12 protein-coding genes are annotated in these 16941 nt (G+C 36.5%); 3 read left to right on the forward strand and 9 right to left on the reverse strand.

What is annotated here, in order from left to right; genetic code table 11:
* Positions 1–184 precede the first annotated feature (184 nt).
* The 4 genes from tsf to rplM all read right to left on the reverse strand — a co-directional run bounded on the left by tsf (position 185) and on the right by rplM (position 3175).
* Positions 185–1150, reverse strand: coding sequence for a translation elongation factor Ts (gene tsf, locus RLT85_RS02060; RefSeq protein ID WP_311400388.1), 966 nt, complete (start codon positions 1148–1150; stop codon positions 185–187).
* Positions 1151–1249: 99 nt separating this feature from the next.
* Positions 1250–2176 carry a 30S ribosomal protein S2 gene (gene rpsB / locus RLT85_RS02065; RefSeq protein WP_311400389.1) on the reverse strand — a complete coding sequence of 309 codons (927 nt, stop codon included), beginning with the start codon at positions 2174–2176 and terminating at the stop codon, positions 1250–1252.
* Between the two features lie 156 nt (positions 2177–2332).
* Entirely contained in the window at positions 2333–2719 is a 387-nt protein-coding gene (rpsI, locus tag RLT85_RS02070; RefSeq protein ID WP_311400390.1) for a 30S ribosomal protein S9, read from the reverse strand.
* The gene (gene rplM, locus RLT85_RS02075) at positions 2720–3175 is read right to left on the reverse strand and encodes a 50S ribosomal protein L13 (RefSeq protein ID WP_311400391.1); all 456 of its coding nucleotides are present in this window, start codon (positions 3173–3175) and stop codon (positions 2720–2722) included.
* 594 nt (positions 3176–3769) lie between these two features.
* On the opposite strand from rplM, the gene RLT85_RS02080 reads away from it, so the two are divergent.
* Entirely contained in the window at positions 3770–7057 is a 3288-nt protein-coding gene (locus RLT85_RS02080; protein WP_311400392.1) for a type ISP restriction/modification enzyme, read from the forward strand.
* Positions 7058–7587: 530 nt separating this feature from the next.
* Here RLT85_RS02080 and RLT85_RS02085 read toward each other — a convergent pair.
* The 4 genes from RLT85_RS02085 to RLT85_RS02100 all read right to left on the reverse strand — a co-directional run bounded on the left by RLT85_RS02085 (position 7588) and on the right by RLT85_RS02100 (position 10891).
* Complete coding sequence (locus tag RLT85_RS02085; RefSeq protein WP_311400393.1) at positions 7588–8574, reverse strand: endonuclease/exonuclease/phosphatase family protein; 987 nt, start codon at positions 8572–8574, stop codon at positions 7588–7590.
* A gap of 212 nt (positions 8575–8786) precedes the next feature.
* Positions 8787–9347, reverse strand: a complete 561-nt coding sequence (locus RLT85_RS02090) for a hypothetical protein (RefSeq protein WP_311400394.1) — start codon at positions 9345–9347, stop codon at positions 8787–8789.
* Between the two features lie 317 nt (positions 9348–9664).
* Entirely contained in the window at positions 9665–9922 is a 258-nt protein-coding gene (locus tag RLT85_RS02095) for a hypothetical protein (RefSeq protein ID WP_311400395.1), read from the reverse strand.
* Positions 9923–10261: 339 nt separating this feature from the next.
* Entirely contained in the window at positions 10262–10891 is a 630-nt protein-coding gene (locus tag RLT85_RS02100) for a hypothetical protein (protein WP_311400396.1), read from the reverse strand.
* A 377-nt stretch (positions 10892–11268) separates the two neighbouring features.
* On the opposite strand from RLT85_RS02100, the gene RLT85_RS02105 reads away from it, so the two are divergent.
* Positions 11269–12369, forward strand: a complete 1101-nt coding sequence (locus tag RLT85_RS02105) for a transporter substrate-binding domain-containing protein (protein WP_311400397.1) — start codon at positions 11269–11271, stop codon at positions 12367–12369.
* 268 nt (positions 12370–12637) lie between these two features.
* Here RLT85_RS02105 and polA read toward each other — a convergent pair whose 3' ends face one another.
* Entirely contained in the window at positions 12638–15484 is a 2847-nt protein-coding gene (gene polA / locus RLT85_RS02110; protein ID WP_311400398.1) for a DNA polymerase I, read from the reverse strand.
* Positions 15485–15673: 189 nt separating this feature from the next.
* On the opposite strand from polA, the gene RLT85_RS02115 reads away from it, so the two are divergent.
* A complete protein-coding gene (locus tag RLT85_RS02115; protein WP_311400399.1) occupies positions 15674–16897 on the forward strand; it encodes a metallophosphoesterase in 1224 nt (407 codons plus the stop codon).
* Positions 16898–16941: the final 44 nt, after the last annotated feature.

Here is a 16941-nt window from a genome sequence, read left to right on the forward strand (position 1 = left end):
GAAGATTATAAGAAAATCTATTCTGGACAGCTCAAATTATTTTAATACCTCGTGGGCTTGCCCCGAGGTAGTTTATTACCTCGTGGGCTTGCCCCGAGGTAGTTTATTTAAGCGGATTAAAGTAATAAAAAAACCCGCTTTCAAAGGAATGAAAGCGGGTTTTTTAAATTTATGAAGAGATTGCTTATCCTAAAGCAACCCTTTTAAATGAAGTGATGGTTACCTCACCATAAGAAGATACGTATTCTGCTACGCTCTTTTTGTCATCTTTAATGAAAGTTTGATCTAATAAAGCCTGCTCCTTGTCTAAAGTAGTATTGTCTGATAAGAAACGGTCCATTTTACCTGGTAAAATTTTATCCCAAATCTTCTCTGGTTTACCTTCTGCTTGTAATTCAGCTTTAGCATCTTCTTCCGCTTTAGCTAATACTTCAGGAGTAATTTGAGACATAGAAATGTATTGAGGTACATTCTTTTTAGTTTTTCCTAAACGCCCTAACTCAATGTTATCTTTCTCAATCTCTGCAATTCTAGCTTCCGTTTCAGAAGTAACAAAAGCAGAATCAAAATCTTTATAAGATAAAGAAGTTGCTCCCATCGAAGCAATTTGCATTGCTACGTCTTTTCCAAGGGTTTCAGCATTGTCTACTTTTGCAGAGAAACCTACAATAGCAGCAATTTTGTTGATGTGCACATAAGCACCAACGTAAGCAGCTTCTACTATTTCAAAAGCATTGATGTCTAATTTTTCACCAATAACTCCAGTTTGCTCTACTAATTTATCTTCTACAGACATTCCGCCAAAATCGGCAGCTAAAAATGCTTCTTTAGAATCATAGTTTAAAGCTAAGTCACCTAATTCGCTCGCTAATTGTAAGAAGTTGTCATTTTTTCCAACAAAATCTGTTTCACAACCAAGAACGATTGCTACCCCTTTGGTTTGGTCGGCATTTACTTTAGCTACAGCAGCACCTTCAGAAGACTCTCTGTCGGCTCTTTTTGCAGCTACTTTTTGTCCTTTTTTACGTAAAACCTCAATAGCTTTATCGTAATCACCTTCAGCTTCTACTAAGGCTTTTTTACAATCCATCATACCGGCACCGGTAGATTTTCTTAATTTATTTACTTCAGCAGCAGTTATTTTTGCCATGTTGTTTGGTTTTAATTTAAAAAGAAAATCGTTTAGAAAACTCTATTTTACAATAAAATCACTAAACGATTTGCTTTTGAGTTGTATAAAATACTTATTTTATTTTTCCTCTTTGTTAGTAGTTTTTCTTGCTTCTTCTAAAGTTTCTTCCTTAGATTCAAGAATTACTTCATTTTTAGCCTCTTTCATTGCTTTTTTGTCTTCAGCATCTTTAGAAGGAACTTCTACGTCTTTTTTAGACTCGGTTTTCTTTTCTGCTTTAGGCTCAGCATTTTTCTTCTTAGGCTCGTCTTCTTTTTTAGCAGCTTTCGCTTCTTTCTTAGACTCCTTATCTGCTTTTCTTTCACTTAAGCCATCTACGATCGCATCAGAAACATAAGAGATTACTTTTTTGATCGATTTTGAAGCATCATCATTAGATGGGATTACGTACTCTACCTCTCTTGGGTCTGAGTTGGTATCTACCATCGCGAAGATTGGAATGTTTAATTTTTGTGCTTCTTTAATTGCGATGTGCTCACGAGTAATATCTACTACAAATAATGCACCCGGTAAACGAGTCATATCTGAAATAGAACCTAAGTTTTTCTCTAACTTAGCTCTCATACGATCTACTTGTAAACGCTCTTTTTTAGAAAGAGAATTAAAGCTACCGTCTTTTTTCATGCGATCTACCATATCCATTTTCTTTACCGCTTTACGAATGGTAACGAAATTGGTTAACATACCACCAGGCCAACGCTCAGTAATATAAGGCATGTTTGCTTTTGCAGCTTCTTCGGCTACAATTTCCTTTGCTTGTTTCTTGGTAGCAACAAATAAGATTTTTCTACCACTGGCTGCGATTTTGCTAAGCGCGTCTGCCGCGTCTTGCATTTTTGCAGCACTTTTATATAAATTGATGATATGAATACCATTACGCTCCATATAAATATAAGGCGCCATATTAGGATTCCATCTTCTTGTGAGGTGACCAAAATGTACACCTGCATCAAGTAATTCTTTTACTTCTACTTTATTTGCCATTTTTGTAATAGTTTACGTTCGTTGAGATAGCAATAAATAAGTGGCGTAAAACACGGCCTTATTTATTTAGATGCTAAACTAACTTCGCTCTTGCGAACGAATAACAACAATACTTTTTTAAAAGGTTGGGGGAGTATCCTCCAAACCAATAATTGATTAACGTTTTGAGAATTGGAATTTCTTACGAGCTTTCTTCTGACCGAATTTCTTACGTTCAACCATACGAGGATCTCTCGTTAATAAACCTTCTGGTTTAAGCGTTAATCTGTTTTCTGCATCCAATTCGCACATTGCACGAGAGATAGCAAGACGAACAGCCTCTGCTTGACCAGTAATTCCTCCTCCTAATACGCTTACTTTTAAATCGAAGTTTCCTTCGTTTCCAGTTAACATTAAAGGCTGGTTTACTTTATACTGAAGCGTTCCAGTAGTAAAGTAATCATTAAGCTCTTTTTTGTTCACTATAATGTTTCCCGATCCTTCAGAAAGGTAAACACGCGCAACAGCAGTCTTTCTACGACCAATTTTGTGAATTGTCTCCATTTACACTAATTCGTTTAGGTTAATAGTTTTAGGTTTTTGCGCTTCATGATTGTGCTCAGAACCTACATTTACCTTTAAATTTTTGAAAAGTACTGCTCCTAATTTATTTTTAGGTAACATTCCTTTTACAGATTTTTCGATAAGCCTCACTGGGTCTTTACCAAATAACTCTGAAGCCGTTAAACTTCTTTGACCACCCGGGTAACCTGTATGACGGATATACTCTTTGGCATCCCATTTCTTACCGGTTAAGTTGATTTTCTCTGCATTGATAATAATAACATTATCTCCGCAATCAACGTGTGGGGTGAAATCGGTCTTGTACTTTCCTCTAATAAACTTTGCAGCAATAGATGAAAGGCGACCCAACGATTGTCCTTCAGCGTCTAGCACAACCCACTCCTTATTCACGGTGTTTTTGTTGGCAGAAACTGTTTTGTAACTTAATGTGTCCACACTAATTGTATTTAATAATTAAACATTCCATTCCCTTTCCCAAAACGGGAAACGGGCTGCAAAAATACAATATTTAATTTATTGAGCAAGGGGGAGAAGTTAATTTTTTAACCAATACTTCTCGCATCCAACTATTTGAACTTCAAAGCTAAGCAAGAATAACTTTTAAATGTTGGCAAAACTAGAATTTGGGCGTTGCCTGCGGCCCGGGCTTTACACTGCAATCTTTTTTAATCTTTTGCTCTCGCAAAGATTAAAAAAGGATTTCCATTGCAATCCCTAACGCGGGGGGCTTAGTTGGTGATTTTTGAGTTTTAGGCTTAAAAAAACCCCTCAGTCCTGCGGACAGCTCCCCTTTAAACAAAGGGAGCAACTTTAACAATTATAGTTTTCATTTCTATTTTTCATTTTCCCCTAAAACGCTCCTCCCCTTACTAAAAGGGGAGGTGTCTGCTATTTTCAGCAGATGGAGGGGTTTTTCCTCGCTATATAGTATCAACTTTTGTTTTCTTAGCTTCAAGTCTTAGTTCTTCCTCATTCAATCAGGTTTACTTTTAATTATTCTCTTATCTTTGAGATTCTAACTAACAGTTTATGACCATACCGCAGTACTTAGAAATCGTAACCAAACGTTACGGTTCGGGGATTTCTAGAGAACATTCTTACCGAGCCGATTTAGAAAATTTACTCCGTAGCATTTTAACCAACATAGATATTACCAACGAACCGGCCAATGTAACCGATTGTGGTAACCCAGATTATGTTTTAACGAATGGTAAAATTCCGGTAGGTTATATTGAAGCTAAAGATGTAGGTAAAGACCTCAATTCAAAAAGCTATAAAGAACAATTTACGCGCTACAAAAATGCCTTAGATAATTTAATTATTACAGATTATCTATGGTTTCAGTTTTATCAGAATGGAGAATTGGTGCACGAAATAAAATTGGCCGAAATTCAAGATAATCAACTTGTTCCACTTCCAGAAAATTTTCAGCAGTTTGAAAACCTCATCAAAAACTTTTGCAGTTTTATAAGCCAAAGCATAAAATCGGCTAAAAAACTCGCCGAAATGATGGCCGCAAAAGCCCGTTTATTGCAAAATATCCTGGAAAATGCCATTACTTCCGATGAGCATACCCGGGAAAACACTTCTTTACAGGGACAATTTCAAACCTTTAAAGAAATCCTTATCCACGATTTAACGCCTAAAGGTTTTGCCGATATCTATGCGCAAACTTTGGCCTACGGAATGTTCGCCGCCCGTTTACACGACCCCACTTTAGAAGATTTTAGCCGGCAAGAAGCGGCCGAACTTATCCCAAAATCTAACCCTTTTCTTCGGAAATTATTTGGTTATGTGGCAGGCCCCGATATTGACGAGCGCATAAAACCCACCGTAGATAACCTTGCCGATGTGTTTAGGGCCACCAATGTGGAGCAGCTTTTAAAAAACTTCGGAAAAAGCACCCAAACCCAAGATGCCATTATTCATTTTTATGAAACCTTTTTGGCAGAATACGACCCAAAACTGCGAAAAGCACGCGGAGTTTGGTACACGCCAGAACCCGTAGTGAAATTTATTGTTCGCGCCGTAGATGATGTGCTAAAAACCGAATTTAACCTAACGCAAGGCCTAGCCGATACTTCTAAAACCAAAATAAAAGTAAATACAGATGTGGCCGACAAACGTTCTGCAACGGGTTACAAGCAAGTAGAAAAAGAAGTTCATAAAGTGCAAATTTTAGATCCCGCAACCGGTACGGGAACCTTTTTGGCAGAAGTTGTGAATTACATTTACAGCAAAAAGTTTAAAGCGATGCAAGGCGCGTGGAGCGGTTATGTAGAGCAACACTTAATCCCGCGGCTTAATGGTTTTGAGTTGTTGATGGCTTCTTACGCCATGGCGCATTTAAAACTGGAAATGCTCTTGCGCGAAACTGGCTATAAAGAAGATAGCACCCAACGCTTAAATGTGTACCTCACCAACTCTTTAGAAGAACACCATAAAGACACGGGAACACTTTTCTCCAACTGGTTAAGTACCGAAGCCAACGAAGCCAACCATATTAAACGCGATACACCGGTAATGTGCGTGATTGGGAATCCGCCTTATGCGGTGAGTAGTACAAATAAAGGTGAATGGATTGATAACCTGATTGCTGATTACAAAAAGGAGTTGAACGAAAAAAGTTATAATTCTCTTTCTGATGATTACGTGAAATTCATTCGCTATGGACAACATTATATTGAAAAAAATGGTAGTGGTGTTTTGGCTTATATTTCAAATAATAGTTTCATTGATGGCATTGTATTTCGGCAAATGCGAAAGTATCTTTTAGAGGGATTTGATAAAATTTACATTTTGGACTTACATGGCAACTCTAAAAAGAAAGAAACCGCTCCCGATGGTAGTAAGGATGAAAATGTTTTTGATATACAGCAAGGTGTATCCATTAACATTTTAGTAAAAACCGGACAAAAAAAGAAAGACAAATTAGGTCGAGTTTTTCATTTCGATTGTTATGGAACACGAAATAAAAAATATCATTTTCTGACAGAAAATGATTTATCTCAAATACCTTTTGTTGAATTGCCAAATAAAGCCCCTAATTATTTTATGATTCAAAAGAATTATGGAGCGGAAGAAGATTATCAAAAGGGATTTAGTACAAATCAATTCTTTAACTCAGGTTCGACAGGAATTAAAACGGAACGAGATAATATAACAATTCAATTTAGTAAAGAGGAGCTATACGGTATTACTGAGGATTTAAAGAACTCCGACGTCGAAGATTTCAGAAAAAATTATAATGAAAAAAAGGATGGAAGAGATTGGAAATTAAAACTTGCGAAAGAAGATTTAAGTAATGATAAAACTCTTTTGAAATTGATATATAGACCTTTTGATTTTAGATTTACTTATTTTACTGGTAATTCAAAAGGTTTTCATGCATATCCTAGAACACCCATAACAAAAAACTTTCTCAAAAAAAGAAATTTTGGTTTAATACATTTAAGACAAAATTTTGAAAATGAAAAATTTGTTATTCTGGCTACAGATTTAATGTGCGAGAAAGGTTCTTTAGTTTGTGGTAATTATTTCATATCTCCCCTCTACCTTTACCCAGAAACCACCGATCAACAAAGCACCGAAACCCAGGCTGGACGCGTGCCAAATTTAGACAAAGAAATACTGTCGGAAATAGAAAAAAGCCTTGGTTTGGAGTTTTTATCCGAAGAACCAAAGTCCGGCGAAGTCTGTTTTGCGGAAAGTCGGGAGGTGCGCGATGATTTCAAAAGCTATTTTACGCCATTAAACCTGCTGGATTATATTTACGCGGTCTTGCATTCGCCTACTTACCGTGAAACCTATAAAGAATTTTTAAAAATAGATTTTCCACGTGTTCCTTATCCAAAAGACAAAGCAAAGTTTTGGAAGATGGTAGAATTAGGTGGCGAGCTTCGCCAACTTCATTTACTGGAAAGCGATAAAACCGAAGAGTATATCACAACATATCCTGTAGATGGCGATAACATTATTACTAGAAAAATCACGAAAACGAGTCCGGGTTTTGAGCCTGCTGTCAGTTCGAGCGGAGTCGAGAACCAGAGCAAGGTCGGAAAAAATCTCCCACCTTCTGGAGAATTAGAGGAGGGAATGGGAAAAGTTTGGATTAACGACACACAGTATTTTGATAAAGTACCCAAAATTGCCTGGGAATTTTATATTGGCGGTTACCAACCCGCCCAAAAATGGCTAAAAGATCGAAAAGGCCGCGAATTAAAGTTTGAGGACATTCTACATTACCAAAAAATAATCGTCGCCCTAACAGAAACCGATAGGTTGATGAAGAAGATTGATGGGATTGAAATTGTATAATATGCAAAAAGCCCCCGAAGCATATCTACAAAATTCTCACGCTACCGCGTGAGCCTTCAATATGCCAAAAGGCTTTATGCAAAAAAAATCATTTTTAATGACTTACCTTAAGTAAAAAAAATATAAGTGGATAAATTTTGATTGATTTGCAGGTAGATAGTGCCCAGCCAAACAAAAAGCTTCGGTACTGCACTTAAAAAAACTGAAAGATAAAATCCCGGACAAGCTCCCGGGTTTTTAGTTTTAATAGGAATATTTAGTAGTGTATAATTTTAAAACCTCTTGGAGTATATTGATTTGTTGCCAAACCATTCTCATAGCCCCGATTGCAATGAAAAGCCCGCAGTGAGCGCTAGCGAAATGAGGACTTGTAATGGAAAGCGGGAAACTGCTCTAACTAGAAGTAATGTCTTTTGTGCTCCTAATCATTATAATTTTTCTCTACAGACTTAAAAATGATACGATTTTTTGAATGGATATAAGATGCGTTGCTATTTTTTTATAAGAATTTACACAGCAATGAAACCGTTTTACAGCACTAGTTCTGCATATATAGGAAAATGATCTGAGCCTATACTAGATTGACGCTGAAGTGTTTTTAGCTTAAATTCTTCACTCACAAAAATATGATCTAAGGGCCACCTCATCCATAAATTTTGTGCGTTATAACTGTTGTAAAAACCTCTGCCCACCCGCAAATCGTATAGAAGATCTTTGGTGCCTGTTAAATCATCTAGGTAAGACCACACCACATCGTTTAAATCTCCAGCTACAATGGCGGGAAATTTATTGTCTTCAATGCGGTTGCCTAACTTTAGGAGTGCATTTTCCTGTTCACCAGCGTTATCTGGTAAATCTTCAAAATGCGTAGGCGGAACTGGATGAATGGAGTGAAAACTAATTTTTTTAGCGTTTGGTAATGTAATCAAGCTCTCAAAGGATGGGACTTGGTCGTGAGTTAAATAATCTATTTCTTTAACTTCTAGCGGAAACTTGCTGTACAAAATAAGTCCATAAGTGACTTCATTAATAGATTCTTGCGTATAAGGATATTCGTTTTGTAAAACTTTAAGTTGTTCTTTCCACCAGGTATCCACTTCCATCGCCAATATAATATCTGGATTTTTATGCGCTACCAAATCCAGCAAGGCTTGAGAGGTTCTATTTTTCATTTTTACATTGGTGAGTAAAATACTCAGTTTCTCTTCATTTTCGGCAATTTGTTTCACTGTGGGCACTTCAACAGGAACCAAGACGGTGTAATTGATAAGAAAAAAAACTTGAACTCCTATGCCAATAAACAAAGCTAAACTTAATAGATAGTCTTGCCATTTCCATTTTTTTATAATCACGGCTAATAACAAAAAACAAATAATAGCGGCGATAAAAAATTGAATCCGTGGAAAGTCGAGCATTTTTAGGTAACGTATTTCTGCATTTCTAAAGATAGAAAGTAGGGACAGTATGGCCAATAGTGCGCCTAGAATAAAGAGAATACTATAGATAACTTTTCTCATCTTACTCATCATTTTTCACTTTATAGAAATTATTTTCCTTTGGATAATCTTTTTCAGAATTTTCTCTTTTCCCATCCAGTTGGATTGGTGGATCTTTTGCAGAAATTTACGTTTATGACTTATACTTGTTGCTTAAAGATTTCAACTTTTATATACGTTGGAAGGTACTAAAAAAATGTTGTTTCTACGGAAGAATTACCGCAGGATAATCTCTAACTTTTTAAAGGAAATGAAAGACCTACTGCCACAGCGCCAGAGGTTTGCTCTACACTAGGTTGAAAATAATAGGTAAAGCCTAAATCTACATTATGCGTTCGTCCCAATGCTAAACCAAAAGAAAAAGGGACGTGAAAGAAAACGCCAGTTTTATCAATATCTGTAAATGCGGTGTAGGTAACGAACTTCCCAATGGAAGCGCCTATTCCAAGCTCTATGTACGGAGCCACATAAGGAATAGGGGCTAGGATTCTTGCTTTCCCTCCCAATAAAACCGCTGTTGTTTCGGCTTTTTCGTACGTAGGATTCTCGTCTATATCTTTCCCATTAGAGCTCGTATAAATAAAACCCAAGTAAGGCCTAAAATCTATCCAAGAGGCAGCTTTCATTACGTATTCAGCTTGCAGGAATACACCTTGATTGCTAATATCTCCTTCACTTTCGTGAGGAGAACTAAGTCCGTAGCCAATCATAGCATTAATCGATTTTTCTTTAATAAACTGAGCCTGAGATAAATTTGTTGAAAACAAGACAAGAAGTAGTACTATTTTTTTCATAGGGAAGTTGCGATTAAACTTAATCATATTGAATTTAGCGGGCGAAAGTAGTCAATAAAACCGAATTAAGGTTGCTGAGATTCAAGATTGAGTCGAAGAATTTTTATATGTTTTCTATTTTCTTAGCTTCTATTTTTAAGAGTTTATACTAACTATGATCAACCTCTTATAGTTTAAAGTTGAATTTCATGCAGGTAACATTCTATCGTTGATTCTTCAAGAAAATATCTTGAACCTTGATCAAACTTTCCACTTCTTTTATATCGCACAGAATTTTTGGAGGGATTAAACCATTTAGGTAAATGACTAGGCTTTGTCTACTGTAAGGTATCTACTTCCAATTTGTTTTGGACGATAAATGTATTCCACCAAGTTTTAGTGGGTTTCATTTTTAGCGACATCATATATTCCTTTGTCCAATGTGCCGATTGCCAATACTGCCCTTTTATGAGTTTTAAATCGGTTGGTGGATTTGAACCCGACCAGTATTTATAAACTTCATTTGCCTGCGTAGTGTTTACTTCAGAACAACTGCTAAAAAATAATAATAACAGCAATATCATTAAGAATTTCATGAGGAGGTAAATTATTTATGACGGCTTTTAATACGTCTTAAATTCAATTAAATAGCTGATTATTTATGAGTTATTGCAGCAAGAGTTTTGGCACTTTGCTAAATCATTTGTACTAAATTAATTTTAATCTTTTTCTGTTCAGTAAAGTAAGAGATAATTAATAGAGTGAAAAAGAAAAAAGGCAATCTCATAGTTCTCTTTTGCTAAAGTTCAATAATCAGATTGGTAATAAAAAGAGAGTAAAAGGTTCTTAAGTCTAAGATCCTGAAACCAGTTCAGGATGTCAGTCAGATTTTTGATTTTCAAATTATCTCATCATCACATTACCACATCATCAATTCACCTCAAAAACCCTTGTGCTTTTATCTGTTTTTGTATTTGTGCGATATCCTCTGGGATGTTTTCGGCGTTAAGCCAATTCAAGTCCAATCCGTGGTTGATAGCGGTTTGCATTAGTAATGGTTTCTCGCTAATCAAATCGGCTAATTCCTCTAAAGGCGCTTCAAATTCTAGGAGTAAATCTTCGTGCATTTTTTTAATGAGTACCAAGCACCTAAACGTTCTGGTTATAACATACAGACAGAACTTTCTAGCATGATTTCGATTCGTTTTTTGGAACAAGGAATCTGAAGATTTTAAAACCGTGTTCAGCATCAAAAGGTTGAGGGAGACTTCACCAAATTTATCTTTGGTCACGCGCACGTGTTCGGCAATATCCCCACTAAGAAAACCGGTAAGTACTTTTAAGTGTTGTAGTGATCTCGCATAAGACGTAATTTCCTTACCTCGTGTTAATACGTGCTCTTCCATAATAGCGCGGTGATCATCTACATTTTTATCGTCTAGAAGCTCAAAAAATAAACGATTCACCAAATTGTGGTCTTTCTTTAAAAGCCTAATTAAAAGTTTGTCTTTCTCTTTTTCGGAGAGTTGTAATACGGCTTCTTTAAATTCTAGACTAAATTTCATCTGTTTCTGGTTGTGCTTCTAAACTATACAATAATACGGAATATCACTTCCGTAAAGAAAGAATGCGATCAAAAGATAAAAGTATTAATATTTCTTTAATAAAATCTAGGGAAGTCAATTCATAACTTTGAGCAAATAAAAAAAAGGATTCGTTTTGGGATAAAAACATATAAGACCACCCAACCCAATTTAAGAAAGTGTAAGAAAATTGTTCAGAGAATTAAAAATAGGAGAGTTTTCTTCCATAAATCTAGAGAAATAGACACTTTTTAATAAATTTCGTTATTTTGCAGCCTGTCAAAATGATCTCGTTGGTTTTATGAGAAGATGTTTTGGCATAACAAATCAATCACATTTTTAAAAAACGATTTAATTATATGACTTCCAAAAATTTCCTATACGGATTTTTTCTTTCTATCCTTTACTTCACTCTTTCAGGACAAGAAGTAAATGCACAAACCTCTCAAACAGATTCCGTTCCTAAAGTTTTAAGAGTAGGAGTTGCCGGTAGCGAACCTTTTGTGTTTGCCAATGCAGATTCTGAAGGAATTGCCGTAGAAATTTGGAATGAGGTAGCAGGTAAAAAAGACTGGGATTTTAATTATGTTTCTTACCCTTCAGTAAATAAAGGGCTGCAAGCAATGAAGAAAGGAGACATAGATTTAATGGTTGGGCCTATTAGTATTACCTCACAACGCGCAAAACATTATATATTTTCACAACCTTACTACCAATCTAGTTTGGCTATCGCATCTAGAGTAGAAGATGCAGGATTGTGGGGAAGAATAAAACCCTTTTTTAGTATGCAGTTATTAATTGCAGTAGGCATATTTGTATTTATTTTATCTATTGTAGGAACTCTATTTTGGTTGGCAGAAAGAAGGCATTCTCCAGAACAGTTTCCTAAAGACCCAGTTAAGGGAATAGGAAACGGTATGTGGCTTGCTATCGTTACCATGAGTACTACAGGATACGGAGATATGGCGCCAGTGAGTCTTAGAGGTCGTATTATTGCTGGTATTTGGATGGTAGTTACTATTATTTTTGCGACTTCTATGGTTGCTGGGATTGCAAGTACTTTAACGCTTTCTGGTTTGGGATCTTCTACCGTAAGTAATATTGAAGAACTATCTGGAAAGAAAACGGCAACCGTTACAGGCTCTCCCGCCGTTGGTTTTATAAAAGAACATAAGTCTAAACCAGTGATGGTAGATAACCTTCAGGAAGCTATGAAATTATTGGATGAGAAAAAAGTGGATGCGGTAATTTACGACCGACCACAATTGCTTTATTTTCAAACAAATGGTTTAGAAGAAGAGATTTATATCGCTAAAGCGGAATACTATAAGCAAGGCTACGGTGTGGCGTTTCCCTTAGAAAGTAAATTGGTAAACGAAGTAAATTTAGGCTTATTAGAACTCGCTGAAAAGCAAGAAATAGTCGAAATTGTGGATGAATATTTAGGGAAAGACGAATAGTTGCTTTTTCTTATAAGCGTGGAAACGCGTTAATAAGGAGAAGTTGTCTAAAAAGTCTTGAAAACTGTCATTCTGAATTTATTTCAGAATCTCACCGTATTGATTCACGGACGAATATAAGAACCTGAATCAAGCCCGCCTGAATGAATTCACTTCGGGCAAGTTCAGGTTGACAGAAATTAACTTTTTAAACAGCCTTTTCTATTTTCGTAAAATGATGTTATTCAAGTCCTCTTCACTGGGGAGGATTTAGAAAGGGATGAATTTACTAGTGTGCTTCTAGCCAGTTTTCGCCCGTTCCTATTTCTACATCTAGCGGTACGCTTAACTCAAAAGCATGTTCCATTTCTTCTTTCACCATTTTTTGAAGCGCATCCAGTTCTTCTTTATGTACGTCAAAAATCAATTCATCATGCACTTGCAATAACATTTTACTGCGGTACGATTTTTCTTTTAGCTTACGCTGAATATTAATCATTGCCACTTTAATAATATCGGCAGCACTTCCTTGTATGGGAGCATTCACGGCATTACGTTCGGCAGCGCTGCGTACCACATTATTTTTGGCATTGATGTCTTTTAAGTATCTTCTTCTGCCCATCACGGTTTCTACATACCCATGTTCACGAGCAAAATTCACTTGCTCGTCCATAAAATCTCTTAGCTTAGGGTAGGTTTTGTAATAGGTTTCAATGAGTTCTTTAGACTCATTTCGGCTTAAATCGGTTTGATTGCTTAATCCAAAAGCAGAAACTCCATAGATAATTCCAAAATTAACCGTTTTTGCATTACTTCGTTGCTCTCTAGTGACTTCCTCTAAAGGAACATCAAAAACTTTTGCCGCCGTAGAAGCGTGAATATCTTCTCCGTCTTTAAAGGCTTTAATCATCGTTTCTTCTTTACTTAGAGCTGCAATGATTCTAAGTTCTATCTGCGAATAATCTGCTGCAAGTAAAATGTGGTCTTTATCTCTAGGAATAAAGGCTTTTCTAACTTCACGACCTCTTTCAGTACGAATAGGAATGTTTTGTAAGTTAGGATTATTAGAACTCAACCTTCCCGTAGCAGCTACCGTTTGCATATAATCGGTATGAATGCGACCTGTTTTCGCTTCAATCTGTTCGGGTAAAGCATCTACATAGGTGTTTTTCAATTTTACCAATCCGCGCCAAGCTAGCACATCTCTAATAATTTTATGTTCGTCTGCTAAATAAGAAAGCACCTCTTCTCCTGTAGAAAACTGACCTGTTTTGGTCTTTTTTGGTTTATCTACCAAGGCTAACTTTCCGAAGAGAATTTCGCCCAATTGTTTAGGTGAGCCAATATTAAATTCTTCTCCCGCTTCTTCATAAATTGTTTTTTCCAGACTAAGAATATCGGTTTCTAAAGCACCAGAAAGACTTTTTAAGAAATCACGATTTACATGTATCCCTTCCAACTCCATTTCTGCCAAAACTTTTAGCAGCGGAAGTTCAATTTCTTCATAAAGTTTCTTGGTTTGCGTTTCTTCCAGCTCTTTGTCAAATAATTGTTTTAATTGGTAGGTGATATCAGCATCTTCCACAGCGTATTCTTTCTGTTCTTCTAAAGCTACGCTACGCATCGTTTTTTGATTCTTACCCTTTTTTCCGATAAGTTCTGTAATGGGTTTTGGAGAATAGTTGAGGTAAGTCTCTGCCAACACATCCATATTATGACGCATATCTGGATTGATCACATAATGCGCTAACATCGTATCAAAAAGCGGCTCAGACACTTCTATATCATAATTTGCCAATACCTTAATATCGTATTTTAAGTTTTGCCCTATTTTCTGAATCTTGGGATTGTTAAAAAAGTCCTTTAGAAGTTCTAAAATGCTTTTTGCTTCATCTTGATCTTCGGGAAAAGCAAGGTAGTATCCTTTTCCTTTCTCCCAGCTAAAGGCAATTCCTACCAATTCGGCTTCAAAAGTGTCGAGGGAAGTGGTTTCGGTATCAAAACAAACCGAAGTTTGCTCCAGTAACTTTTTTAAGAAAAGCTGTGTTGCCATTCCGGGTTCTACCAATTGATAGAGGTGGGAAGTGTTTTCTAAATTTTGATATCCTGTAAAACTTTCAGCAGAAACGTCTTTTTTTGAAGTGTCGTTCCCAAATAATGAAAACTGACCTGCACCTGCGGTAGATTTGGCCTCTTTTTTCTTTTCGGCAGTCGCTGCGGGAGTTGTTAATCCGCCGCCAGATTCTCCACCTTCGTTAAACATTTTTATAAACTGATCTGTAAGTCTTCTAAATTCTAATTCTTTAAAAATCTCTACAACTTCCTCTACATTAGGTTTAGAAAGCTCGTACTCTTCTTCATTAAACTTTACATCACAATCTGTAAAAATGGTAGCTAATTTTCGTGAAAGACGGCCTAACTCTGCATTGGCGATTACTTTTTCTTTCATTTTTCCTTTCAGCTTATCGGTGTTGGCCAATAAACCTTCCATACTATCAAATTGCGTGATGAATTTTTTTGCGGTTTTGTCTCCCACTCCTGGTAAACCGGGAATATTATCTGAAGCATCTCCCATCATTCCCAAATAATCAATCACTTGTTCTGGACGTTCTACGCCAAAACGCTTTTGTATTTCTGGGATTCCCCAAATTTCAATGGCATTTCCCATACGTGCAGGACGATACATAAAAATATTTTCAGAAACCAATTGCCCAAAATCCTTATCTGGTGTCACCATAAAGACTTGGTAATTCTCCTTTTCGGCTTGTTTGGCTAGCGTTCCTATAATGTCATCGGCTTCTAAACCTTCTAACTCAATACAAGGAATGTGCATCGCTGTTAATATACTTTTTATATGCGGTATTGCGTCTCGAATAGCCTGCGGAGTTTCATCCCGATTGGCTTTATATTCTTCAAACATTTCGGTACGCGCTTGGCTTCCTCCTTTATCGAAACACACCGCCAAATGATCTGGTTTCTCTCTTTTAATCACATCAAAAAGGGAGTTGGTAAAGCCCATAATGGCAGAGGTATCTTCTCCTTTTGAATTGATTCTAGGATTTTTGATTAGCGCATAATATCCACGAAAAATTAGAGCGTAAGCGTCGAGTAAAAAAAGTCTTTTTTGATTGGCCATGAAACTGATATTGAAAATGGAATGTAAAGGTATCAAATCTACAAGATTTTATGTGAAAATTGTAGTTCTTGTGGCAGTTTTTATTCCGCGCAAGCGTAATTACAGCCACTTCTATTCACGTTAAATAATATAAAAATGAAGAGCTAAGGATCTCGTTTTGTGTAGTTTTGCACCGCTAAATATAAAAATATGCGTTGGGTAATCTTTGTGGTTTTATATGTGTTAATGACTTTCTACAGCCATCAGGCGGTAAAAGTTGCTTTTAAGTCGGTTTGGTTTCAATATTTTCTCATTGCGATGTCCTTTTTGGTGTTAGGTAATTTTGTATACCATTGGGTGCAGCCTAGTGTAGGGAAAGTGCTAAGCCCTTCTAAAAGTTATGCGCTTGGCTTTGTATTGGCTTTTGTCTCTGCGGAATTGATTCTGGTCGTTTTTATGTTGGGAGAAGACATTATCCGACTATTTTCTGCGACCTACCATCGGTTTTTTACGCCAGATTCGTCGTTCCATCTTCCTTCGCGACGAGCTTTTATAGGAAAACTAGCTATAGGAATTGCTGCGATTCCTTTTGCGGGTTTAATCTACGGAATGTTTAAAGGAAAGTATGATTTTAGAGTGCTGAGTTATACCTTGGAGTTTGATGATTTGCCCGAGGCTTTTGATGGGTATAGAATTACGCAAATTAGCGATATCCACAGCGGAAGTTTTGACAATCATAAGAAGATAGCATATGCAGTAGATCTTATTAACGAGCAAAAAAGTGATACGATTTTATTTACTGGAGATCTGGTAAATAATCTAGCTGCCGAAATGGACAATTGGAGTGATCTTTTCTCCACATTAAAAGCAAAAGACGGCGTGTATTCCATTTTGGGAAACCACGATTATGGAGATTATATGACGTGGCCAAGTGCAAAAGAAAAGGTAGATAACTTAGATAGATTAAAAGAAATTCAGGCTCAAATGGGCTGGAAGTTGCTACTTAACGAGCATACTTCTATCACGAGAGGAGAAGATAAAATTAATATTGTTGGCGTAGAAAACTGGGGAAAAGGTGGTTTTGTAAAACATGGCGATGTTGATAAAGCGGCAGAAGGTTTAAGGAAAGAGGATTTTAAAATTTTATTAAGCCACGATCCTTCCTATTGGCAAGAGAAGATAAAATCTGACGAGAAACATTATCAACTCACCTTAAGCGGACATACGCACGGAATGCAATTTGGTATTGAAATCCCTGGATGGATAAAATGGAGTCCTATTCAATATCGTTATGAGAATTGGGCAGGAATTTATAAGGAATTTGGTCGCTACATTAATGTAAATAGAGGTTTTGGTTATTTAGGTTATCCAGGAAGAGTGGGGATTTGGCCAGAAATTACCGTGATTAAACTTATAAAAAGGAAAGAAATATGATTTTAATCTATATTATTCGCTCTTAAACCTTAATTGTGTGTATC

Source organism: Mesonia ostreae (assembly GCF_031845265.1).
Taxonomy (GTDB): domain Bacteria; phylum Bacteroidota; class Bacteroidia; order Flavobacteriales; family Flavobacteriaceae; genus Mesonia; species Mesonia ostreae.